The sequence below is a fragment of the Sphingomonas sp. CFBP 13706 genome, assembly GCF_014842355.1.
In the GTDB taxonomy this organism is placed as follows: domain Bacteria; phylum Pseudomonadota; class Alphaproteobacteria; order Sphingomonadales; family Sphingomonadaceae; genus Sphingomonas; species Sphingomonas aerolata.
The window spans coordinates 78,044-100,360 of the sequence record NZ_JACYVM010000008.1 but is presented as its reverse complement, the minus strand read 5'-3'; the positions used below and the strand labels follow the sequence as shown (position 1 = coordinate 100,360).

Sequence of the window (22,317 nt, the reverse complement as noted above, 5' to 3'; positions counted from 1 at the left end):
GCGTTCAGCCGTCACCCGACACGAGATTGCCAAGGCCGTGGCGATGAAGCTTCGAATAGAGGCTTTGCCGACTCACGCCGAGCACTTCCGCCGCTGACGCGCGATTGTCCGACGTATAGGCCAGCGCCGCCTCGATGCAGAGACGCTCGATCAGATCAGTACTCTCGCGCACGATCTCTTTCAGCGACATGCGGCCGACCAGCTCGGTCAGCTGCTCGACCGATCGCGGCGTGTCGTGCGCGACCAGCGGCACCTGGCGCAGGCGGCGTCCGACATGGCGGATCGTGAAGCCGAAACACTCGCTGCCACCCATCGGCGCGACCACGCCGGACACCTCGATCTCGGCCTGCGCACCCGCCGCGCCGCGCAGGATCGTCGCGACGTTGCGGACCGAGCCATGTTCGCGCAGCTGCGCGACGATCAGCTCGAGATCGATGCCCGGCCGGCCCAGCCACGCGCCCAGCCGCGCGCCGATCAGCCGCTCGATCGACGGCATTTCGGTCAGCTCGACAAAGGCGGCGTTCGCGGTCAGCACCACCAAGTCGCGATCGACCAGCACGAACGAATCGGGCATGCGCTCGACCACGTCGCCCAGCGTCGCCTCGTGCCGGCGCGCACCGACGACCGGCTCGACCGCCTCGATCCGGACGATCAGCGACGGGCTGCGCGCCTGACGGAACAGCTTCGCATCGATCCGCACGTCGACCGCGCGATCGTTGAGCCGCAGCGCGACCGGTGCGACATCGTCCGCCGCCTCCGCCGCACCGAGATGCGCGACCAGGTCGTCGCGATCATGCGGATCGACGATCGTGCTGACCGGTGCACCGACCAGCGTATCGGCGGCGGCATCGAGCAGCCGCAGCGCCGCCGGATTCGCCTCGCGGATACGGCGCGACCCGGCGTCGACGACCAGGATCGCATCGGACGCCATGTCGAACACCATCCGGTACCGCGTCTCGGCCTGGCGCAGGCGGATATAGTCGCGCTCCAGCGCCTGTTGCGTCTGCAGCAGCCGCTGCTGCGTCGCCGCCGCGCCGCGCAGGTCGCGGCCGATCGCGACGAGCCGATCGGGAGTGCCCAGCGACATCACCAGATAGCGGACCGGCACATCGCCACCCGCCGCGGGATGCGTCACCTGTCGCCAGCGCGCGGGTTCGGGGCGGCCCGCCGCCGCAAGCATCTCGGCCGCCTTGGGACGGCTTTCGACCGTCATCGTGTCCATCCAGCGTTCGCCGACCCAGCCGGCAAAGCCGTGATTGGCAAGATCACCCTGCGACACCGCAACGTCGAGGATCCGCCCATCGGCGGCAAGGATGAAGGCGACGTCGCCGACGGCCGCGAGCAGCGACGCGGCCACGCGCGCGCTCAGGGCCCCGGGCGCGGCGTCGGGGCGGGCGAAGGCCAGATGCGGGGAAGAGGCGATAGTCTTGTCCATCGACGAGCGTCGCGCTCCAATCTGCAGCAATCAATTACACGCCGTGGTCCCCCATGCGCTTTCGCGGAGAAGATTGCCGGCCAGTTTCAGCGCGAGTTTCGCATCGGACGCGGTACCATCGGCGCCGACTTTGGTGGCGAGATCCGGGTCTGCATTGAAAATCGCACCGCCGACCATGATGCAGACACGAGGATTTCGCGAAACCCCTCGCAACGCAGCAATGATCGATGCAAGTCCGGCGATATGGCAGTCGCAACTGATCGTCAATCCGATGATATCGAACCAGTCCGCCGTTGCGGCATCCAGCAACACGGGCGTTTCCGCGTCGTTGATCCGGTCCGTCAGCCAGCCGCCATGCCGAAAGACCTCGTCGAGGACGATCGTCCCGAAGCTGTGATGATCGCCCTGTAACGACGCGAATAATGCCCGATGTCGATCGCCCGGATCTGTCCGAATGCTGGGCATGCGGCCGGCAATCTCGTGCACGACTTCCTGCAGCCGCCACAACCCCATCGTGACATCGACGAAATCGCAGCGATCATCATCCCAATATTCACCGAGCAGGCGCGCGGCGGGTGCGAGCAGATCGACCATGACCGTCTCGACCGAAACACCGCGGTCGAGGATCGTCTCGATGTGCGCAAGCAGGCGGTCGGCATCGACCTGCATCACCAGCGGCGCGAAGATGCCCACCTCGACGCTGTCGATCGGGCCATCCGTCCCGATCTCGGCAGAGGGCATCGCCGCACTGGCATGTGCCGCCATCAGCCGCGGAATGATCTCGCATTCGATCAGCGCCGACAAAGGGCGATCATAGTCCCCGTCATCGCGACGCGGCCCCGGACCAAGATCTCGGCGGCCATCGCTCCAGTCCCGACGTGCGAACGACCCGGTGCTCCACCGGAAACCGCGCGAATAGTGAGTAACCGCTGCCATTACCGGCTCTCCCCAGCCTGGTCGACACGCCAACAACTACAGACCGGGACCTGCATTTGGCAGATTAGCGGCGACTCGCAGCATATCCCACTTGCAATTGACTGACAACCGGACGGTTTTGCTGCACCGCACAAGCTGTTCCGGTTTATGGACGTCTAAATAACTTGACACTTTTTAAGGGGCGGGTGTAAGGTCCGAGCGGAACTTGGGCAGGCGGGGCGCGATGCGAGCGAACGACCTTTCTCCGGCAGATCGGCAGGGCGGCACGGCCGTCCCGGGCGCCCGCCGGGCAGCCGCCCCGCTCTACACGCCGGACCAGCGCGAGCGCCGCGACTCGTCGGCCTGGACGCTGGTCCAGGGGGTGCTCGCCCCGATCCAGTTCCTGATCTTCCTCGTCAGTCTCACGCTGGTCCTGCGCTATCTGGCGACGGGCGATGGCGTGGTCGCCGCGACGATATCGATCGTGGTCAAGACGGGCGCGCTCTACGCGATCATGATCACCGGCGCGATCTGGGAGAAGCAGGTGTTCGGCCAATGGCTGTTCGCCCCCGCCTTCTTCTGGGAGGATGTGGTGAGCATGCTCGTGCTCGCGCTGCACACCGCCTATCTCGTCGCGCTCGCCCGCGACTTCGGCAGCGAGGCGGGACGCATGTGGCTCGCGCTCGCGGCCTATGCGAGCTACGTCGTCAATGCCGCACAGTTCCTGATCAAGCTGCGGGCCGCGCGGTTGCAGCGTGCACCGGCGGGCATGGTCGCGTCATGACCGCGCCGCTTTCCACCCCCCTGCCCACCGCCCCCCTGGCAACCGCGCACCATCTCGGCCGGACCGGATGCGACGCCGCGCCCGTGCTGCGCGAGCGCGGCCAGCGCGAGGTGTTCTGCGGGCTCACCGGAATCATCTGGCTGCACCGCAAGATTCAGGACGCGTTCTTCCTCGTCGTCGGCTCGCGGACCTGCGCGCATCTGCTGCAATCGGCGGCGGGCGTGATGGTGTTTGCCGAGCCGCGCTTCGCCACCGCGATCATCGAGGAGCGCGACCTCGCGGGGATGGCGGACTGCAATGACGAGCTCGACCGCATCGTCGACCAGATGCTGCTGCGCCGGCCCGACATAAAGCTGCTGTTCCTCGTCGACTCCTGCCCGTCGGAGGTGATCAAGCTCGACCTGTCGCGCGCCGCGGTCCGGCTATCGGTCAAGCATGGCGGGACGACCCGGATCCTCAATTATTCGGGCAGCGGGATCGAAACGACCTTCACCGAGGGGGAGGATGCCTGCCTCGCGGCGCTGGTCCCCGGCCTCGCCGCTGACGCATCCCCCGCGCCGAGCCTGATGATCGTCGGCGCGCTGCCCGATGTCGTCGAGGACCAGTTCCTCCGTCTGTTCGACGCGCTCGGCATCGGCCCGGTCCACAGCCTGCCCGCACGGCGTGCGGGGGCGATGCCGCCAGTCGGGCCCAATACGCGCTTCCTGCTCGCCCAGCCGTTTCTCGGGGAGACGGCGCGCGCGCTCGAGGATCGCGGCGCGACACGACTCGACGCGCTGTTCCCGTTCGGGGCCGAGGGCACGACCGACTGGCTGTACGCCGCCGCCCAGGCGTTCGGCGTCGACGCGATGCAGTTCCGGCGCACGATCGCACCCGGCCGCGAACGCGCCAAGCGCGCGCTCGCGCATGCACGCCCGCTGCTCGAGGGACGGCGGATCAGCTTCCTGCCCGATTCCCAGCTCGAAATCCCGCTCGCGCGCTTTCTCGCAACCGAGCTCGGCATGGTCCCGGTCGAGGTCGGCACGCCTTATCTTCACCGCCGCCACCTCGCGGTCGAACTCGCACTGCTTCCTGCCGCGACGCGGCTGAGCGAGGGGCAGGATGTCGATCGCCAGCTCGACCGCCTGCGCGCGGACCGCCCCGACCTTACCGTCTGCGGCCTCGGTCTCGCCAACCCGCTCGAGGCGGAGGGGCTGACGACGAAATGGGCGATCGAGCTGGTCTTCTCGCCGGTCCACGGCTTCGACCAGGCGGGCGACCTCGCCGACCTCTTCGCGCGACCGCTGCGGCGGCGCGACCTGCTGAGGGTGTGATGCAGCTGACCGTCTGGACCTATGAGGGACCACCCCATGTCGGCGCGATGCGGATCGCGACCGCGATGGAGGACGTGCATTATGTCCTCCACGCGCCGCAAGGCGACACCTATGCCGACCTGCTGTTCACGATGATCGAGCGGCGCGGCAAGCGCCCGCCGGTCACCTACACGACCTTCCAGGCGCGCGATCTCGGCAAGGATACCGCGGCCTTGTTCCAGACCGCGGCGCGCGATGCCTATGCGCGCTTCACGCCGGGCGCGATGCTGGTCGGCGCATCGTGCACCGCCGAACTGATCCAGGACGATCCCGCCGGGCTGGTCGCGGCGATGGACCTGCCCTGCCCGGTCGTGGCGCTCGAACTGCCGAGCTACCAGCGCAAGGAGAATTGGGGCGCGGCGGAGACCTTCTACCAGCTCGTCCGGACCCTCGCGCCCAGCCCCGCGCCGAACCGGGCAAACGCGCGCCCGACCGCCAACATCCTCGGCCCGACCGCGCTCGGCTTCCGACACCGCGACGATGTAATCGAAGTCCGCCGCATCCTCGATGCGCTGGGGATCGCGGTGAACGTCGTGGCGCCGCTCGGCGCGACCACCGCGGACATTGCCCGGCTGCCCGACGCCGATTTCAACATCTGCCTCTATCCCGAGATCGCCGACACCGCCTGCCGCTGGCTCGCGCGCGAGCACGGACAGCCCGTCGTCACCACCGTGCCGATCGGCCACGGCGCGACGCGCGAGTTCATCGCCGAGCTGGCGGCGCTGACCGGGATCGATCCGACGGGCGCGTGCGACCCTGGCCACCTGCCCTGGTGGAGCCGCTCGGTCGACTCGACCTATCTGACGGGCAAGCGCGTCTTCATCTTCGGCGATGCTACGCATGCGATCGCCGCCGCCCGCGTCGCGCGGGACGAACTCGGGTTCGAGGTCGTCGGGCTCGGCTGCTACAACCGCGAATTCGCGCGCGACCTGCGCGCCGCCGCGGCGCTCTACGGCGTCACGCCGCTGATCACCGACGACTATCTGGTCGTCGAGGAGGCGATCCAGGCGCTGCAGCCCGAACTGGTGCTCGGCACGCAGATGGAACGGCATATCGCCAAGCGGCTCCGGATCCCCTGTGCGGTGATCTCGGCCCCCGTCCATGTCCAGGATTTCCCCGCGCGCTACTCGCCGCAAATGGGGTTCGAGGGCGCGAACGTGCTGTTCGACACCTGGGTCCATCCGCTCGTGATGGGGCTGGAGGAGCATCTGCTGACGATGTTCCGCGACGATTTCGAGTTCAGCGACATGGCCGGCGCGAGCCATCTCGCGCCCCTCCCGGTGGCGCCCGAGACAGCGCCACAGCCGGTATCGCCCGAGGTCGCATCGCGCCCCGCCCCCGACGCCAGCGCGGCGCGCGTCTGGTCCGCCGATGCCGAGCGCGAGCTGCTCAAGATCCCCTTCTTCGTCCGCGGGAAGGCGCGTCGCAACACCGAACGATTCGCCGCCGAGCGCGACGTCGCGACGATCACGATCGACACGCTCTATGATGCGAAGGCCCATTATGCCCGATAGCGCCATCCGCCGCCCGGTCCCGCTGCATGTCGTGATCGTCACGCTCGACAACCATCTGTCGGGCGCCGCCGAACGCGCGGCCGCACGGTTCGCCGCGGACGATAGCGGGATCACGATCGGCTTCCACGCCGCGGCCGACTGGGATCGCGGCACCGGGTCGCTCGATCGCTGCATCGCCGATATCGGCCGCGCCGACATCGTCATCGCGACGATGCTGTTCCTCGACGACCATATCCGCGCGGTTCTCCCCGCGCTGACCGCGCGCCGCGAGGCCTGCGCCGCGATGGTCGGGCTGATGTCGGGCAGCGAGATCGTCCGGCTCACCAAGCTCGGCGACTATCGCATGGACAAGCCGGCCAGCGGTCCGCTCGCGCTGCTCAAGCGGCTGCGCGGATCCGCCAAGCCCGGTGCCTCGTCGGGCGCGGGGCAGATGCGGATGCTGCGGCGGCTGCCCAAGATCCTGCGGTTCATCCCCGGCACCGCGCAGGACGTCCGCGCCTATTTCCTGACGCTGCAATATTGGCTGGCGGGCAGCGACGACAATGTCGTCGCGATGATCCAGGCGCTCGCCGGCCGTTATGCGGGCCATGCGGTCCGCGCCGCCGCGCCGCACGACTATCCAGAGGTCGGCGTCTACCATCCGGCGATACCGGGCCGGATCGCCGACCGGGTGGACGCGCTGCCCGGGGTGGGAGGCTCGCGCGGCACCGTCGGCGTGCTCATGCTGCGCTCCTATCTGCTCGGCCGTGACACGGGTCATTATGACGGCGCGATCGCCGCATTCGAGGCGCGCGGGCTGCGCGTGATCCCCGCCTTTGCCAGCGGGCTCGACTCGCGCCCCGCGATCGAGCGCTTCTTCATGCGCGACGGCGTGCCGATCGTCGATGCGGTCGTCTCGCTCACCGGGTTCAGCCTCGTCGGCGGCCCCGCCTATAACGATGCCGAGGCGGCGGAGGCGATCCTGGCGACGCTCGACGTGCCCTATGTCGCAGCGCATCCCCTCGAATTCCAGTCGCTCCAGCAATGGGGCGCGGGGCGTCAGGGGCTTTTGCCGCTCGAGGCGACGATGATGGTGGCAATTCCCGAACTCGACGGCGCGGTCGTCCCCAGCGTGTTCGGCGGTCGTGCCGACGGATCGGGCGCGTGCAGCGGGTGCGCGCGCCGCTGCACCTTCACCGAATCCGGGCTGACGCGCGAGATGCGCCCTTGCCCCGACCGCGCCGAGGCGCTGGCGGGCAAGGTCGCGCGCCTTGTCGACCTGCGCCGGTCCGAACGACGCGCGCGCAGGCTCGCGGTCGTGCTCTTCAACTTCCCGCCCAATGCCGGCGCGACGGGCACCGCGGCGCATCTCGCCGTCTGGGAGTCGCTCCACGCGACACTCACGGCGCTCGCGGCCGCGGGCTATGCGGTGGACGTCCCCGCCGACGTCGACGCGCTGAGCGAGGCGGTGCTCCACGGCAACGCCGCGCGCTACGGCGCCGATGCCAATGTCCATGCGCGCATCCCCGCTGACGACCATGTCCGGCGCGAGCCGCATCTGGCCGCGATCGAGGCGCAATGGGGCCCCGCCCCCGGCCGCCAGCAGAGCGACGGCGCATCGATCCACGTCCTCGGCGCGCAGTTCGGGCAGGTGTTCGTCGGGATCCAGCCCGCCTTCGGCTATGAGGGCGACCCGATGCGGCTGCTGTTCGAGGGCCGCTTCACCCCCACCCACGCGTTCAGCGCCTTCTACCGCTGGCTGCGCGAGGATTTCGCCGCGGACGCGGTCCTGCATTTCGGCACGCACGGCGCGCTCGAATTCATGCCCGGCAAGCAGGCGGGGCTGAGCGGCGACTGCTGGCCCGAACGGCTGATCGGCGATCTGCCCAACCTCTATCTCTATGCCGCGAACAATCCGTCCGAAGGGCTGATCGCCAAGCGCCGCTCGGGCGCGACCCTGATCAGCTACCTGACGCCGCCGCTCGCAGAAGCGGGGCTTTACAAGGGGATGACCGAGCTCAAGGCGCTGCTCGAGCGGTGGCGCTCGTCGCCGTCGGACGCGGAGCGCGACCTGCTCGATCCGATGATCGTCGCTTCGGCGGCCGCGCTCGATCTCGACGCGCGCGACCTCGATGCCTTGTCGGCCAATCTCTACGAAGTCGAACGCGAGCTGATCCCCTACGGCCTGCATGTGCTCGGCGAGCCGCTGCCCGAGGCGATGCGCGCGCAGATGATCGCCGCGGGCGCCGATCCGTCGCTGTCGTCCGACAATCCCGAACTCGGTGCGCTGATCCATGCGCTCGATGCGGGGTTCGTCCGCCCGGCGCCCGGCGGCGACGTGCTGCGCAATCCCAAGGCCTTGCCGACCGGGCGCAATATTCACGGCTTCGATCCGTTCCGGATCCCGGGCAGCTTCGCGATGGCGCAGGGCGTCGCACAGGCCGACGAGGTGATCGCGCGCCACACCGCGAGCGGCGCGGCCTTCCCCGAGACGCTGGCCATGGTGCTCTGGGGGACGGACAACCTCAAATCGGAGGGGACTCAGATCGCGCAGGTGCTCGCGCTGATCGGCGCACGCCCGCGGTTCGACGGCTATGGCCGGCTCGCGGGTGCCGAACTGATCGCGCTCGACGAGCTCGGTCGCCCGCGGATCGACGTGATCGTGACGCTGTCGGGCATCTTCCGCGACCTGCTGCCGCTCCAGACGCGGATGATCGCGGAGGCCGCATGGCTCGCCGCGACCGCCGACGAACCGCTCGACCGCAACGCGGTGCGCCGCCACGCGCTCGCTTATTCCGAGCAGACCGGCTGCGACCTCGAAACCGCGGCGCTGCGCGTCTTTTCCAATGCCGAGGGTGCTTATGGCACGAACGTCAACCTGCTGATCGACGATGGCGCGTGGAGCGATCCCGACGAGATCGCCGAGGTGTTCGAACGGCAAAAGGGCTATGCCTATGGCCGCACCGGCACCCCCGCGCGCCAGGCCGATCTGTTCAAGGCCGCGCTCGCGGGCGTCGACCTCGCTTATCAGAATCTCGACTCGGTCGAACTCGGCGTCACCGACATCGACCATTATGTCGATGCGCTGGGCGGGATCAGCCGCTCGATCACGCGCGCGCGCGGCAGCGCGGCCCCGGTCTATATCGTCGATGCGACGCAGGGCGCGACCAAGGTCCGGACGCTGTCCGAACAGGTCGAGCTCGAGACGCGCACCCGGATGCTCAATCCGCTCTGGTACGAAGCGATGCTCAAGCACGGCTTCGAGGGCGTCCGCAATATCGAGGCGCACGTCACCAACACGCTTGGCTGGTCGGCGACGACCGGGGACGTCAGCCCCTGGGTCTATCAGCGGATCAGCGAGACCTATGTGCTCGACGACGCGATGCGCGAACGGCTGGCGACGCTGAACCCCAAGGCGTCGGCGCGTGTCGCCAACCGCCTGATCGAAGCGAGCGACCGGCATTTCTGGTCACCCGACGCAGCAACACTGGCCGCGCTTCACGCGGCAAGCGACGACCTCGAGGATCGCCTCGAGGGTATCACCGCGGTCGCGGCATAAGGACGATATCATGGCCCTGCTCGATCCCCCTACCCGCCCCGTTGCAACCCGGCCCGATGGCGCGGGCAGCGTCCAGGTCCGGCTCGATCCCGCCGACCGGATCGGCACCGCCAAGGTGTTCGCGATCTACGGCAAGGGCGGGATCGGCAAGTCGACGACCTCGTCCAACCTGTCCGCGGCGTTTTCGCTGCTCGGCAAGCGCGTGCTGCAGATCGGCTGCGATCCCAAGCACGACAGCACCTTCACGCTGACCAAGAAGCTCATGCCGACGGTGATCGACGTGCTCGAGACCGTCGAGTTCCACGCCGAGGAACTCCGGCCCGAGGATTACATGTTCGAAGGCTATAACGGCGTGATGTGCGTCGAGGCGGGGGGGCCGCCCGCGGGCACCGGATGCGGCGGCTATGTCGTCGGCCAGACCGTCAAGCTGCTGAAACAGCATCATCTGCTCGAGGAGACCGACGTCGTGCTGTTCGACGTGCTCGGCGATGTCGTCTGCGGCGGGTTCGCCGCCCCGCTGCAGCATGCCGAGCGCGCGGTGGTGGTCGCGTCGAACGACTTCGACAGCATCTTCGCGATGAACCGCATCGCCGCCGCGATCCAGGCCAAGGCAAAGAATTACGAGGTGCGGATGGCGGGCGTCATCGCCAACCGGTCCGCCGCGACCGACGAGATCGACCGCTACAATGCCGCCACCGGGCTGAAGCGTATCGCGCATTTCCCCGATCTCGACGCGATCCGGCGCAGCCGCCTCAAGAAATGCACATTGTTCGAAATGGAGCAGACGCCCGAGGTCGCGGCCGCGTGCGACGAATATAAACGCCTCGCCGCGCTGCTCTGGTCGGGCTGTGACGCGCTCGATGCGGTGCCGATGAAGGATCGTGACATCTTCGAATTCCTGGGGTTCGAATGATGGCCAGCCTGGTTCCCTCCACCGGCTATGCCGCGCGCCGCAACCGGCTCGAAACCTATTTCGACCGCACCGCGTCGCAGACCTGGGCGCGGCTGACGTCCGATGCGCCCGTCAGCGGCATTCGCGCCACGGTCCGCGCCGGCCGCAACCGGATGCGCGAGACGTTGCTGTCCTGGCTGCCCGCGGACATGACCGGGCTGCGGCTGCTCGATGCGGGTTGCGGCACGGGCGCGCTGGCGGTCGAGGCGGCACGGCGCGGCGCGGCGGTCGTCGCGATCGATCTCGCCGCCAGCCTTGTCGAGGTCGCGCGCGACCGGTCGCCGGCCGGGCTCGCGATCGACTGGCGAGTCGGCGACATGCGCGACGCTGCGCTCGGCATGTTCGATCATGTCGTCGCCATGGATTCGCTGATCCATTACCGCAGCAGCGACCTCGTCGAGCTGGTGGAGACGCTGACCCGACGCACGCGCGGTTCGATGCTGTTCACCTTCGCGCCGTCGACCCGGCCGCTCCTCGTAATGCACGCGATCGGCACGCTCTTTCCCCTCGCGGACCGTGCGCCGGCGATCGAGCCGGTTCGCGAACGTGTACTGCGCGCGCAGCTGCGCGCGAGCGTCGGCCATGCGCGGATCGGCCGCGACGCGCGCGTCGCCAGCGGCTTCTACACCAGCCACGCGCTGGAGATGGTCGCCGCATGAACCGGCTGGTCGCCTTGAAGACCGGCGCGTTCTGGGCGCGGCTCGGCACCCGGTTCCTGCCGTTCGCCGACGCCGCGACCGACGACCTGCCGCTCGGGCGTCTGCTGCGGCTGTCGCTGGTGCAGCTGTCGGTCGGGATGACCGCGGTGCTGCTGACGGGCACGCTCAACCGGGTCATGATCGTCGAGCTCGGCATGTCGACCAGCCTCGTCGCGGCGATGGTCTCGCTGCCGCTGCTGTTCGCGCCGTCGCGCGCGCTGATCGGGTTCCGGTCGGATCACCATGCCTCGCTGCTCGGATGGAAGCGCGTGCCCTATCTGTGGTTCGGCACGCTCTTGCAGTTCGGCGGGCTGGCGATCCTGCCCTTCGCGCTGCTGGTCATGACCGGCGGCGGCACGGGCCCCGCGATCTTCGGGCAGATCGGCGCGGCGCTCGGCTTCCTGATGGTCGGCGCGGGGATGCACACCACGCAGACCGCGGGGCTGGCGCTCGCGACCGATCTGGCCCCCGACGATGCGCGGCCGCGTGTCGTTGCGCTGCTCTACGTCATGCTGGTCCTCGGCATGATGGTCAGCGCGATCGTGATCGGCCGGCTGCTTGCCGATTTCACCCCGACCAAGCTGGTTCAGCTGATCCAGGGCGCAGCGATGCTGACCGTCGTCCTCAATCTGGTCGCGATCTGGAAACAGGAAGCGCGGGGGCCTCGCTCGGTCGTGCCCCGGCCCGATCGCCCGAACTTCGGCGCGATCTGGGCGGTCTTCATCGCCCGCCCGCGCACGCTGCGGCTGCTCGTCGCGGTCGGTCTGGGCGCGGCGGCGTTCAGCATGCAGGACGTGCTGCTCGAACCCTATGGCGGGCAGGTGCTCGGCATGACGGTCGGTGCGACCACCGCGCTGACCGCGCTCTGGGCGCTCGGCATGCTGGGCGGGTTCGCGCTCGCCGCCAGACGGCTTGGCGAGGGCGACGATCCGCATCAGCTGGCGGGCTTTGGCGGCGTGCTCGGCGTCACCGCGTTCCTGTGCGTGATCTTCGCCGGCGCGCTGTCGTCGGTCGCGTTGCTCGGCACCGGCGCGGCGCTGATCGGCTTTGGCGGCGGACTGTTCTCGGTGGGCACGCTGACCGCCGCGATGGCGATCGCCGACGCGGGGCCACTCGACGGACGCACCGGGCTCGCGCTGGGGGCCTGGGGCGCGGTGCAGGCGAGCAGCGCTGGTGTTGCGATCGCACTCGGCGCGGTCCTGCGCGACCTCGTCTCGGCGGCGGCGCTGGCGGGGGCGTACGGCCCGACGCTGGCGACCCGTGTCACCGGTTATGCCGCGGTCTACGGCGTCGAGATTCTCCTGTTGCTCGGCACGCTCGTCGCGCTCGGCCCGCTCGTGCGCGGTCGGGGCGCGATCGTCGATGCGGTCGGCGAGCGGCCGGTGCCGCGTTTCGGTCTCAGCGAATTTCCGGTCTGAAGGGACGATCATGAACCCGCATCTGACATCCGGCATCGACGTCGCGCTCCTGGTCCTCTGGGCGTTCGCCTTGTTCTTCCTCGTGCTCGTCTTCTATTTGCGCCGCGAGGATCGGCGCGAGGGCTATCCGCTCGAGGACGAACTGACCGGCCGGCTCGATACGGTCGGTGGCCCGCTGCATACCGCCTCGACCAAGTCGTTCCTGCTGCCCTTCGGTCGTGGCCGCGTCACGGCGCCGACCCAGGGGCGCGAGCCCGTCGACATCGCCGCGAGGCGCACCGACCGGTTCGCGGGCGCCCCCTATGCGCCGACCGGCAACCCGCTCGTCGACGGCATCGGTCCCGCCGCCTGGGCCGAGCGCGCGCGGCATCCCGATCTCGACATGGAGGGGCATCCGCGGATCGTCCCGCTCAGCGTGGCGTCGGACTATGCGGTCGCGGTCGGCGATCCCGACCTGCTCGGATGGCCGATGCTGGGCGCGGATGGCGTGGTCGCCGGGACGATCGACGATCTGTGGATCGACCGCGCCGACCGGCTGATCCGCTACATGCAGGTGTCGGTCGGTGGCCGCGCGGTGCTCGCGCCGATGATGATGGCCAAGGTCGATCGTCGCCGCCGCCGCGTCGTCATCGACGCGCTGCTCGCCAGCCAGTTCGCCGACGTGCCGCCGATCGAGGCCGCCGACCGGATCACGCTGTACGAGGAGGAGCGCGTCCAGGCCTATTTCGGCGGCGGCTATCTCTATGCCACGCCCGCACGTCAGGAGCCGCTGCTGTGACCGAGCATGACGTCGAACCGATCCCCGGCCTTCCCGGGGTGCCCCCGCCCGGTGAGCGGATCCTGTGGCAGGGATCACCCGACTGGCGGGTGCTCGCGCGCACCGCCTTCCACACCCGACTGGTCGCGGCCTATTTCGCGGCGCTGACGCTGTGGGCGCTGGCGGAGGCCGGACGGCAGGGGATCGACGGTCCGCGGGACCTCGTCGGAGCGGCGATGACCGCGATCGTCGGGCTGCTGGGGGTCGCACTGCTCCACCTGCTCGCCTGGGGCGCGGCGCGGACGACGCTCTATACGCTGACCACCCACCGCGTGGTGCTGCGGATCGGCATGGCGCTGCCCAAATGTATCAACCTGCCGCTGACGCTGATCGGCGCGGTCGATCTCGCGGAGCGCGCCGACGGGACGGGTGACATGCCGCTGACGGTCACCGGCCGCTACAAGCTCGGCTATCTCGCCTTGTGGCCGCACGCCCGGCCCTGGCGGATCGTCACGCCCCGGCCGATGCTCCGCGCCGTGCCCGAGGCAGCGACCGTCGCCGCGCTGATCGCCCGGACCTGCCTGACGGTGCACCCGACAGGGCAGTTGGCGGCTTCCGACCCAGCGCAGCATGCGCCGGCCGGCGGCGTCTTCGCCAAGGCGCAGGCGGCATGAGCGGCACGCATCGCCATCCGGACCTCGTCCCGCGCACCACGCTCATCGGCGCCGGCGCGTTGCTGGCCTTCACGCTCGCGGCGACGAGCATCGTCCGGATCGCGAACATCGCCCCGGCGGCCTCGCCCGTGCTGATGCGCGAACAGGCCAGGATCGCCCCCGTCGCGTCGCGCGACCTGCGCTTCGTCGACCGCGCCGATGGCTCGGTGGTGATCGGCAATGCGCGCGGCGGGACCGTGGCGGTGATTGCGGCGGGGCAGAAGACGGGATTCGTCCGCGGCGTGATGCGCGGCCTCGCGCGCGACCGGCGCGCGCGCGGGATCGACAACCGCCCCCCCTTCACGCTGACGCTCTGGCGCGACGGCGAATTGTCGCTGACCGACACCGCGACGGGCCGGACGATCGAGCTCAGCGCCTTCGGCCCGACCAACCGCGCGACCTTTGCCGCGCTGTTGCCCGCACAGGCGCCCGGGACATGACGCTGCTGCGGTCCACCCGGTTCGACACGCCCTGCCGCGTCGAGATCGAGCATAGCGACGCGTTCCTCTGCGCGCATGTCGTGCTGGCGGGCGATGTCGCGATCGGGCCGGGCGACCGCGTCCGCGTGCACGGCGCACCGATCCGGGTCGGGTTCGGCGAGCGCTGCGTCGTCGACCGGATCGCGACGGTCGAACGCGCGGGTCTGGCCGGGCGGCTCTGGACGCAGTTCGCCGGCCATTTCGCGATGACGGAATTATACGAGGTCAGCTTTTCGGATCGGACGATAGCATGAACAGGATCACCACCCTCGCCCCCGCGCCGCGCGCCGCCCCTCTCGCTGCGTCGCCCCCGCCCCTTCCCGATACGCCCCTGCCCGATACCCCCCTGCCCGATACACTCGCGATCGCCCGCGCCGACACCGTCCTGTCACCCCGCTTCTACACCACCGATTTCGCCGCGATGGACCGGATCGACGTCTCGGCGGTCCGCGGCGAATGGGATGCGCTGATCGGCGAGATGGCGAGCGATCCCAACCGCCTGCACTTCAAGCGCACCGCCGCGTTCGACGGTGTGATCGAAAGCCTCCCCGACGGGCTCCGCGAGGAATTCACCGATTTCCTCGTCAGTTCGCTCACCGCCGAATTCTCCGGCTGCATTCTCTATGCCGAGATCGCCAAGCGCGTGACCAACCCCGACGTCAAACAGCTGTTCAAGTTGATGAGCCGCGACGAGAGCCGCCATGCCGGCTTCATCAACGACACGCTCAAGGATGCAAGCATCGGCGTCGATCTCGGCTTCCTCACGCGGACGAAGAAATACACCTATTTCCGGCCGAAATTCATCTTCTACGCGACCTATCTCAGCGAGAAGATCGGCTATGCGCGCTACATCACCATCTACCGCCACCTCGCCCGGCATCCCGAGCTGCGCTTCCACCCGATCTTCGACTGGTTCGAACTTTGGTGCAATGACGAGTTCCGCCACGGCGATGCCTTTGCGATCCTGATGCGCACCGATCCGAAGCTGCTGCGCGGCGTCAACCAATGGTGGATCCGCTTCTTCCTCGTCGCGGTCTATGCGACGATGTACGTGCGCGATCACAACCGGCCCGCCTTCCACACGGCGCTGGGGATCGACCCGACCGACTATGACATGCGCGTCTTTTCGATCTGTTCGGCGATCACGCGGCAGGTGTTCCCGGTCGTGCTCGACACCGACAGCCCGCGCTTCCGCGCCGGGCTCGAGCGGATGCGGCGGATCGCGGGGGCGATCGACGCGGCCAAGGCGCGCGGCGGGGTGATCGGGGGGATCCAGCGGCTCGGCCTGACCGCGGCCGCCGCCGTCAGCTTCGCCTGGCTGTATCTCACGCCGGTCAAGCGCAACACCGCGCCCGCGACGGTGCGGCTGGTCCCGGCGTGGTGAGCGTCCCCCCGCTGCTCTTCGCGCTGCTGATGTGGTTTATCGGGACGGCCGCGGTGGTCTGGCTCGACAGCCGCCCCGCGGCGACGTTCCGCACCAGCCTGACGCTTGCCGGGCTGGTCGCGATCGCCGCGGTCGCGCTGGTCGGGTCGATCGCCGACGATGCGAGCGCCGGCGCCGCCTATACCGGGTTCGCCGCGGCCATCCTGATCTGGGGCTGGCACGAAATGAGCTTTCTCATGGGGGCGGTTGCGGGTCCGCGTCGCACCGAATGTCCGCCCGACGCGACCGGGTGGCCCCGCTTCCGCGCCGCGACCGCCACCGTGATCCATCACGAGCTCGCGATCGCCGCGACCGCGATCCTGCTCTTCGCGGTCAGCTGGGGCGGGCCGAACCAGGCCGCGCCGCTCACCTTCCTGCTGCTGTTCGTGTTGCGGCTGTCGGCCAAGTTCAACCTGTATCTGGGCGTGCCCAATCTCAGCGACGAGGTGTTTCCCGCGCATCTGGCTTATCTCAAAAGCTATTTCCGCAAGCGCCGGCTGAACGCGCTGTTCCCGGTCTCGATCCTCGCCAGTGGCGCGATCGCGGCGTGGGCCTGGACGGTCGCAGAGGCCGCCCCCGCCGGTAGCGGCGCTGCGGCCGCGGGTACGCTGCTCGCGGGGCTGGCGGTTCTCGGGCTCGTCGAGCATCTGTTTCTGGTCCTGCCGATGCGCGATGCGCGCCTCTGGCGCTGGGCCGCTTCCTCCACACGAGCGGCACAGGCCGCCATCACCGACGGACGGGGACGATCGCATGGACTATGAGGCATTTTTCGAAGGTGAACTCGCGGCGCTCCGCGACGATGGGCGCTACCGGGTGTTTGCCGAGCTCGAGCGCACTGCCGGCGCCTTTCCCGCCGCCGAACAGGTCATCCGTCGGACCCGGCGACCGGTGACGGTGTGGTGCTCGAACGATTATCTCGGCATGGGCCAGCACCCCGCGGTGCTCGAGGCGATGCATGCGACGATCGACCGGTGCGGCGCGGGCGCGGGCGGGACGCGCAACATCTCGGGGACGACGCACAGCCATGTGCTGCTCGAGGCCGAACTGGCGGATCTCCACGGGAAGGAGGCGGCGTTGCTCTTCACCTCGGGCTATGTCTCGAACTGGGCCGCGCTCGGTACGCTCGGCGCGCGGCTGCCCGGCTGTGTCATCCTGTCCGACGCACTCAACCATGCGTCGATGATCGAGGGCATCCGCCACAGCCGCGCCGAGGTGCAGGTCTTCACGCACAACGACCCTGCGGATCTCGATCGTCGGCTGTCGCAACTCGATCCGTCGCGGCCCAAGATCGTCGCCTTTGAAAGCGTCTATTCGATGGACGGCGATATCGCGCCGATCGCCGAACTGCTCGACGTCTGCGAGGCGCATGGCGCATTGTCCTATCTCGACGAGGTGCACGGCGTCGGTCTCTATGGTCCGCGCGGCGGCGGCGTTGCCGAGCGCGAGGGGCTGATGGACCGGGTCATGGTGATCGAGGGCACGCTCGGCAAGGCCTTTGGCGTGATGGGCGGCTATATCGCGGCGTCGGCGGCGCTGTGCGATTTCGTCCGCAGCTTCGCTAGCGGCTTCATCTTCACCACCGCCCTCCCCCCCGCGCTCGCCGCGGGCGCGACCGCGAGCATCCGTCATCTGAAGGTGAGCCAGGTCGAGCGTGCGCGGCACCGCGATCGCGTCGCCACCGTCCGCCGCCGGCTCGATGCGGCCGGCATTCCCACGGTCGACAATCCAAGCCATATCATCCCGGTGATGGTCGGCGATGCGCACAAGTGCAAACGGATCAGCGACTGGCTGCTCGAACATCACGGCATTTACGTCCAGCCGATCAATTACCCGACCGTCCCGGTGGGGACCGAACGGCTCAGGCTGACGCCGTCGCCGGTGCACAGCGATGCCGATATCGACACGCTGGTGACCGCGCTCAGCGAGATCTGGTCGCAATGCGCGCTGGCGCGGCGGGCGATGGCGGCCTGACCGGGTGCCGTCGGCGTCTAAGGGGCGCCGACGGCTCTGGACCGCCGCCGCCGGGCGTCACGCTGCCAGGTGTTTGTGCATCCGCCAGCGCCCCAGCGCGACAAGCGCGATCACCACGGGCACCGCCGCCGCCGTGGCGACGTCATGATGGACGCCCGGAATGGCAGTCAGCAGATAGCCGATGAGCGACACCAGATAATAGCTGATCGCGACGACGGAGAGCCCCTCGACCGTCTGTTGCAGCCGCAGCTGCACCGTCGCGCGACGATCCATCGACAAGAGGAGGTCGCGATTCTGCTTGCTGAGCGCGATGTCGATCCGCGTCCGCAGCAGCTCGCTCGTCCAGGCAGCGCGCTGCGACAGATCCTCGAGCCGGGCCGAGAAGGAATCGCAGGTCCGGACCGCAGGTACCAGCCGCCGTTCGGTAAAATCGCCCAGTGTCTGATAGCCGCGCACCCCGCCGATCCGCAGGCTGGCGAGACGGTCGGTGCTCAACTGCGCATAGGCGCGCGTAGCGCTCATCCGATAGCGTGTCTCCGCGACGAGGCGGGCGAGCCGTGCGGACAGGTAGGTCAGCTCGTCGAGCAGCCGGTCGTCTTCCGATGTCCGTTCGGAGACCGCCTGGGTCAGATGCGCCAGACGCGATTCCAGATCCGTGACGCTCGGCGTCAGCCGCTGCGCCAGCGGCAGGCCGAGCAGCGCCATGTTCCGGTAATTGCCCAGTTCCTGAAGCCGCATGACGAGTTGCGCCGGTTCGTCCCGCTCGAGGCCTCGGTCGAGCACGAGCAGCCGGCCATAGCCGTCGGGGTTGAGCCGGAAATCGGACACGATCCGCCCTGCGCCGTCCGCGACGTCGCACAGGATCGTCGCTTCCGACGCGAACCAGCGTTCGAGATCGTCGGGTGTCGGATCGCCCGCCGCGCGAGGCACCAGCGCGATCTGCGTCGCCCGGATGATCGCACCGGGCAGGTCCTTGAATATGGCCGACAGCGCGGGCTCGAACGGGCCGGGACCGAACAGCGACGGCGCGTATCGCGACGGCGTGCCGGCGGCGGCCCCGGCCCCGGCTTCTGCCCCAGCCTCGGCCTCGCCCGCACCGCCGCGCAACAGCGTATAGGTCGCGAATTCCGTATGGCGCTCCCACACCAGCGTCACCGGCCCCAGGCCCAGCACGCCATATTTCCCCGCCACGGGGACGATCTCACGGCCCTGCTCGGCCAGCGTCGCGATATGCGCGCGGGCCGCGTCCGCCGCCGCCTCCTCGAGCACGGTCACGATCTGCACCAGCCGGCACGGCGCGGCAAAGCGCGGCAGTCGCCGAAGGTGCATCTCCTCGGCTAGCGCCGCGCGCATCGGGTGATTGTGCATCCTCAGGCCCGCCTGGCCGATGGCGGTGAGATCCGCGCCCCCGGCGGCGCGGACCACATCACTTTGTGTCCGTCATCGCCGCCGGCCGGGCAAAGGCGGCCGGCACCGCGACGCCGGCACCTGGTCCGCCCTCGGGCACCGCGCGGGCGATCAACGCGCCCCTCAGGATCGGCGCCTGGTCGATCATGCTGACCCCGCCCAGCGGCTTGTTGATGCCCTGGTGACAGGTGGTGCAGTTCACCTTGTAGGGATCGCCATGCGGCCCCTTGCGATTGGCCGGGAAGATCGGCTGCAACGGCGTGATGTAGGTCTGGTTGATGTCGCGGACCATGCGGATACCGTAATAGGCGGTACCCCGCTGCGCGCTGCTGAGGTTCCAGGAGCGGAACGATTGGCTGTTATGGCAATAGGTGCAATTGACCCCCAGCGCGCCGCTGACATGCATCATCAGCCCATAGGATTTCTCCGCCGCCTTGATCGAGACGATGTGGTTGGCATTCGGGAACGCGCTGCTGCTGGCGACACGGATCTGCGCCCGTCCGCCGAGATATTCGGCGAACGGATCATAGGGCAGCGACGCATAGCCGACATTCGGGTTCGGCGCGTTCTGGCCATGCCGGTTGCCCAGCACCTTGCCGGGCTCGGGCGTCCCCTCGGCGATCGCCCATTTATACGCGGGCACCGCATTGCCGCGATGACAGGTGTAACAGGTCACCCCGGTCTGCTTGACGTGACTCGCCCAGCGTCCGTTGATCGCCTGAGTCATCTGCAACATCCGGCGCGCGACGATCTTGGTGTATTTCTCGTCCGACGCCATGTTTTCCGGGTTGTGGCAGTAATTGCACCCCTGTTCGGGCGGCGCGACCCACTGCGTCATCTCGGCCATCAGATGATCGAACCGTTCGCGGCCCAGTCCGGCGAGCACCTTCACATTCTCGTAGCTTTCACCCGCCGTGGGACCGCCCTCGGGCGGCAACGGATAGGGCGCTTCGGGTATCGCACTGGCCGCCGCGATCAGCTTGGGGTTGATGATCTGGTTCAGTCCGGCGCCGCGATAGCCCGTCTGCGTGGCTGTCTTGGGGCCGATCTCGCACCCCCCGAGCAGGACGAGCGCCACGCCGAGTACCATTGTCCTGGTGGGCGCCTTGGCGGGCGTCTTGGTGGGTAATGCGGTCATCGTACACCTCCCGGGAGCAAGGCGGGATCGACGACGCCGGTGTCCGGATAGCCCGGCGCATAACCGTGCAGCACCGCCCAGAGATACCAGTTGTCGACCACGGTCCCGGTCAGCAGGATCCCGATCGCGCCCGTCAGCGGGGTCAGCACCGCGAACCACCAGGCCCAGCGATGGATCGACTCGGCGGTCGCGTTGAACCCCATCGTCCACCGCCAGAACAGCGCGCCGCGCTCGAACGCGGTGCCGCGGTCGGTGATCTGCTCGATCTCGCGTTCGCCGCCATAGCGGCCGATCGCCAGCACCGTCGCGCCGTGCATCGCGAACAGCATCGTCGAGCCATAGAGGAACGCGATCGAGAGGCAGTGGAACGGGTTGTAGAACAGATTGCCGTAACGGATCGAGAAGGCGGCGGTCCAGTCGAGATGCGGGAAGATGCCGAACGGCACCGCCTCCGCCCAGCTGCCCATCAGCATCGGCCGGATGAAGCCGAGTGTCAGGATCAGCAGGATCCCCGCCGCGAACGCCCAGGCGACATGCGTCCCCATGCCGAGCGCGCGCGCGCGTAGGTACGTCCGCACGAACCACAGGATCAGCGACGCGCTCATGAAGAAGCCCGCCATCTGCCACCAGCCGCCTTCGGAAAGCGGCATCAGCAGCTTGAACCCCCATTGCGGGCCGGGCGGCTCGAGCGCGAGCCAGGGCAGCTGGCGCGCGAACTGGACCGGGTCCCAGTTGACGCTGGCGGCCATGTTCAACCCGATGATCTCGAACGCCAGAAAGGCACAGATCAGCGAGGCGAGGCCCAGCCTGCCGAGATAGATCGGACCGATCTGGGCCGCACCGAGCTTGCCCATCCAGTAGTTATAGGTCCCCGTGCCGACCCGCGGGAAGCTGCCCGGGGGAAGCCGCGGTCCCGCCTCGAGCGGTCCGCGCAGCTGCACCTGGGTGAACATGTTCTGATAGCGCGCCATCGCCATACCCCCTTCAGGACCAGATCGGCAGGTTGAGCCACCACGTCCACCATTCGGGCCAGCCGCGCGTCCAGAGCGGCCCCGAGATGATGATGCAGATCGCGCTCCAGAACCCTGCTGACAGCGCAAGGAACAGGCCCAGCCGGTGGATGCCGAGCGTCCCGATCGAGTAGCCGATCGTGTCGCGGAAGAACGCGTCCTCATATTCCGGCGACTTGACCGGTTCGCCCTCCGCCGGGTTGACCGCGGACAGCACCAGCGCGCCGTGGAACGCCAGCGCGCCCCCGGTCGTGAAGAAGAAGCTCACCGCGAGCATGTGCGCGGGATTGTAGTGGAAGTGGAGATATTGGTAGCCGGTGTTTGACACCCAATCGAGATGGCTGAAGATCCCGTACGGAAAGCCGAAGCCCCATGCGCCGAGCAGCCATGGTCGGACGACGACCAGCGAGACATAGGCGAAGATCGCAAAGCCATAGGCAAAGGGCACGTGATAGCCCATGCCGAGCTTGTTACAGATCTCGACCTCGCGCAGCGCCCAGGACACGAAGGCCACGATCGCGCAGATCGTGATGACCTGCCAGAACCCGCCCTCGCGCAGCGGCGCTAGCCCCAGACCATAGGCGATGTCGGGCGGCGCGATGCTGATCAGCCAGGGATTCCAGCTCGGCCCGAGCGAGGCGGCGTAGAAGATCAGCAACGTGCCGAGCAGCGCGGAGATCGCGGTCGTGACGCCGAAGAACCCGACGTAAAAGGGCCCGACCCAGAAGTCGAACAGGTCGCCGCCAAGCAGCGTCCCGCCGCGCACCCGGTATTTTCGCTCGAAGCTCAACAGCGCCATGGCACGTCTCCGTT

General features: G+C 68.7%; 20 protein-coding genes. 14 read left to right on the top strand and 6 right to left on the bottom strand.

Translation table 11 applies throughout. The annotated features are described in order from the left end of the window. Positions 1 to 4: 4 nt before the first annotated feature. Both ppsR and IFS44_RS15035 read right to left on the bottom strand, forming a co-directional pair. A complete protein-coding gene (gene ppsR / locus IFS44_RS15040; protein ID WP_192099036.1) occupies positions 5 to 1,435 on the bottom strand; it encodes a transcriptional regulator PpsR in 1,431 nt (476 codons plus the stop codon). A gap of 30 nt (positions 1,436 to 1,465) precedes the next feature. Further along, positions 1,466 to 2,371, bottom strand: coding sequence for a cobalamin B12-binding domain-containing protein (locus IFS44_RS15035; RefSeq protein WP_192099033.1), 906 nt, complete (start codon positions 2,369 to 2,371; stop codon positions 1,466 to 1,468). Between the two features lie 223 nt (positions 2,372 to 2,594). On the opposite strand from IFS44_RS15035, the gene bchF reads away from it, so the two are divergent. Genes bchF through hemA form a run of 14 tightly spaced genes read left to right on the top strand, consistent with a single transcriptional unit; the run spans position 2,595 to position 17,949 of the window. Continuing rightward, positions 2,595 to 3,134 (top strand): 2-vinyl bacteriochlorophyllide hydratase, encoded by a 540-nt coding sequence (gene bchF, locus IFS44_RS15030; protein ID WP_166748191.1) that lies wholly within the window; start codon positions 2,595 to 2,597, stop codon positions 3,132 to 3,134. Then, entirely contained in the window at positions 3,131 to 4,447 is a 1,317-nt protein-coding gene (locus IFS44_RS15025; protein ID WP_192099031.1) for a ferredoxin:protochlorophyllide reductase (ATP-dependent) subunit N, read from the top strand. Before bchF ends, IFS44_RS15025 begins: the two co-directional genes overlap by 4 nt. Then, on the top strand, positions 4,447 to 6,000 hold the full coding sequence (bchB, locus tag IFS44_RS15020) for a ferredoxin:protochlorophyllide reductase (ATP-dependent) subunit B (RefSeq protein WP_192099029.1): 1,554 nt from the start codon (positions 4,447 to 4,449) through the stop codon (positions 5,998 to 6,000). Before IFS44_RS15025 ends, bchB begins: the two co-directional genes overlap by 1 nt. After that, on the top strand, positions 5,990 to 9,538 hold the full coding sequence (locus IFS44_RS15015) for a magnesium chelatase subunit H (RefSeq protein WP_192099028.1): 3,549 nt from the start codon (positions 5,990 to 5,992) through the stop codon (positions 9,536 to 9,538). Before bchB ends, IFS44_RS15015 begins: the two co-directional genes overlap by 11 nt. 10 nt (positions 9,539 to 9,548) lie before the next feature. Further along, a complete protein-coding gene (bchL, locus tag IFS44_RS15010; protein WP_192099027.1) occupies positions 9,549 to 10,451 on the top strand; it encodes a ferredoxin:protochlorophyllide reductase (ATP-dependent) iron-sulfur ATP-binding protein in 903 nt (300 codons plus the stop codon). After that, a complete protein-coding gene (gene bchM / locus IFS44_RS15005) occupies positions 10,451 to 11,149 on the top strand; it encodes a magnesium protoporphyrin IX methyltransferase (protein WP_192099025.1) in 699 nt (232 codons plus the stop codon). The genes bchL and bchM overlap by 1 nt, the downstream gene beginning before the upstream one ends. After that, complete coding sequence (locus IFS44_RS15000; protein WP_192099023.1) at positions 11,146 to 12,606, top strand: BCD family MFS transporter; 1,461 nt, start codon at positions 11,146 to 11,148, stop codon at positions 12,604 to 12,606. The genes bchM and IFS44_RS15000 overlap by 4 nt, the downstream gene beginning before the upstream one ends. A 10-nt stretch (positions 12,607 to 12,616) precedes the next feature. Continuing rightward, complete coding sequence (gene puhA / locus IFS44_RS14995) at positions 12,617 to 13,384, top strand: photosynthetic reaction center subunit H (protein ID WP_031439823.1); 768 nt, start codon at positions 12,617 to 12,619, stop codon at positions 13,382 to 13,384. Continuing rightward, positions 13,381 to 14,037, top strand: coding sequence for a photosynthetic complex putative assembly protein PuhB (gene puhB, locus IFS44_RS22630; RefSeq protein WP_192099021.1), 657 nt, complete (start codon positions 13,381 to 13,383; stop codon positions 14,035 to 14,037). The genes puhA and puhB overlap by 4 nt, the downstream gene beginning before the upstream one ends. Beyond that, a complete protein-coding gene (gene puhC, locus IFS44_RS14985) occupies positions 14,034 to 14,516 on the top strand; it encodes a photosynthetic complex assembly protein PuhC (protein ID WP_192099019.1) in 483 nt (160 codons plus the stop codon). The genes puhB and puhC overlap by 4 nt, the downstream gene beginning before the upstream one ends. Continuing rightward, positions 14,513 to 14,809 carry a hypothetical protein gene (locus tag IFS44_RS14980; protein ID WP_031439820.1) on the top strand — a complete coding sequence of 99 codons (297 nt, stop codon included), beginning with the start codon at positions 14,513 to 14,515 and terminating at the stop codon, positions 14,807 to 14,809. Before puhC ends, IFS44_RS14980 begins: the two co-directional genes overlap by 4 nt. Continuing rightward, positions 14,806 to 15,939, top strand: a complete 1,134-nt coding sequence (acsF, locus tag IFS44_RS14975; protein ID WP_192099017.1) for a magnesium-protoporphyrin IX monomethyl ester (oxidative) cyclase — start codon at positions 14,806 to 14,808, stop codon at positions 15,937 to 15,939. Before IFS44_RS14980 ends, acsF begins: the two co-directional genes overlap by 4 nt. Next, the gene (puhE, locus tag IFS44_RS14970; RefSeq protein WP_192099015.1) at positions 15,936 to 16,739 is read left to right on the top strand and encodes a putative photosynthetic complex assembly protein PuhE; all 804 of its coding nucleotides are present in this window, start codon (positions 15,936 to 15,938) and stop codon (positions 16,737 to 16,739) included. Before acsF ends, puhE begins: the two co-directional genes overlap by 4 nt. Then, complete coding sequence (gene hemA, locus IFS44_RS14965) at positions 16,729 to 17,949, top strand: 5-aminolevulinate synthase (RefSeq protein WP_192099013.1); 1,221 nt, start codon at positions 16,729 to 16,731, stop codon at positions 17,947 to 17,949. Before puhE ends, hemA begins: the two co-directional genes overlap by 11 nt. A 57-nt stretch (positions 17,950 to 18,006) precedes the next feature. Here hemA and IFS44_RS14960 read toward each other — a convergent pair whose 3' ends face one another. The 4 genes from IFS44_RS14960 to pufL are packed head-to-tail and all read right to left on the bottom strand — an operon-like array spanning position 18,007 to position 22,303. Beyond that, positions 18,007 to 19,374 (bottom strand): DUF3422 domain-containing protein, encoded by a 1,368-nt coding sequence (locus tag IFS44_RS14960; protein ID WP_342366438.1) that lies wholly within the window; start codon positions 19,372 to 19,374, stop codon positions 18,007 to 18,009. 1 nt (position 19,375) lies between these two features. Next, entirely contained in the window at positions 19,376 to 20,494 is a 1,119-nt protein-coding gene (gene pufC, locus IFS44_RS14955) for a photosynthetic reaction center cytochrome PufC (protein WP_244650333.1), read from the bottom strand. Continuing rightward, positions 20,491 to 21,465: a photosynthetic reaction center subunit M gene (pufM, locus tag IFS44_RS14950; protein WP_192099012.1), complete on the bottom strand. Its 975-nt coding sequence runs from the start codon at positions 21,463 to 21,465 to the stop codon at positions 20,491 to 20,493. Before pufM ends, pufC begins: the two co-directional genes overlap by 4 nt. A 13-nt stretch (positions 21,466 to 21,478) precedes the next feature. Continuing rightward, positions 21,479 to 22,303, bottom strand: a complete 825-nt coding sequence (pufL, locus tag IFS44_RS14945; protein ID WP_031439813.1) for a photosynthetic reaction center subunit L — start codon at positions 22,301 to 22,303, stop codon at positions 21,479 to 21,481. Positions 22,304 to 22,317 lie beyond the last annotated feature (14 nt).

What these genes read in the sequence shown, in the direction of transcription:
- IFS44_RS14980 (WP_031439820.1), top strand. Translation starts at nt 14,513, where the DNA reads ATGACGCTGCTGCGGTCCACCCGGTTCGACACGCCCTGCCGCGTCGAG.
- pufL (WP_031439813.1), bottom strand. Translation starts at nt 22,303, where the DNA reads ATGGCGCTGTTGAGCTTCGAGCGAAAATACCGGGTGCGCGGCGGGACG.
- puhC (WP_192099019.1), top strand. Translation starts at nt 14,034, where the DNA reads ATGAGCGGCACGCATCGCCATCCGGACCTCGTCCCGCGCACCACGCTC.
- IFS44_RS15000 (WP_192099023.1), top strand. Translation starts at nt 11,146, where the DNA reads ATGAACCGGCTGGTCGCCTTGAAGACCGGCGCGTTCTGGGCGCGGCTC.
- pufC (WP_244650333.1), bottom strand. Translation starts at nt 20,494, where the DNA reads ATGACCGCATTACCCACCAAGACGCCCGCCAAGGCGCCCACCAGGACA.
- acsF (WP_192099017.1), top strand. Translation starts at nt 14,806, where the DNA reads ATGAACAGGATCACCACCCTCGCCCCCGCGCCGCGCGCCGCCCCTCTC.
- bchM (WP_192099025.1), top strand. Translation starts at nt 10,451, where the DNA reads ATGGCCAGCCTGGTTCCCTCCACCGGCTATGCCGCGCGCCGCAACCGG.
- ppsR (WP_192099036.1), bottom strand. Translation starts at nt 1,435, where the DNA reads ATGGACAAGACTATCGCCTCTTCCCCGCATCTGGCCTTCGCCCGCCCC.
- hemA (WP_192099013.1), top strand. Translation starts at nt 16,729, where the DNA reads ATGGACTATGAGGCATTTTTCGAAGGTGAACTCGCGGCGCTCCGCGAC.
- IFS44_RS15025 (WP_192099031.1), top strand. Translation starts at nt 3,131, where the DNA reads ATGACCGCGCCGCTTTCCACCCCCCTGCCCACCGCCCCCCTGGCAACC.
- bchL (WP_192099027.1), top strand. Translation starts at nt 9,549, where the DNA reads ATGGCCCTGCTCGATCCCCCTACCCGCCCCGTTGCAACCCGGCCCGAT.
- pufM (WP_192099012.1), bottom strand. Translation starts at nt 21,465, where the DNA reads ATGGCGCGCTATCAGAACATGTTCACCCAGGTGCAGCTGCGCGGACCG.
- bchF (WP_166748191.1), top strand. Translation starts at nt 2,595, where the DNA reads ATGCGAGCGAACGACCTTTCTCCGGCAGATCGGCAGGGCGGCACGGCC.
- IFS44_RS15015 (WP_192099028.1), top strand. Translation starts at nt 5,990, where the DNA reads ATGCCCGATAGCGCCATCCGCCGCCCGGTCCCGCTGCATGTCGTGATC.
- puhA (WP_031439823.1), top strand. Translation starts at nt 12,617, where the DNA reads ATGAACCCGCATCTGACATCCGGCATCGACGTCGCGCTCCTGGTCCTC.
- IFS44_RS15035 (WP_192099033.1), bottom strand. Translation starts at nt 2,371, where the DNA reads ATGGCAGCGGTTACTCACTATTCGCGCGGTTTCCGGTGGAGCACCGGG.
- bchB (WP_192099029.1), top strand. Translation starts at nt 4,447, where the DNA reads ATGCAGCTGACCGTCTGGACCTATGAGGGACCACCCCATGTCGGCGCG.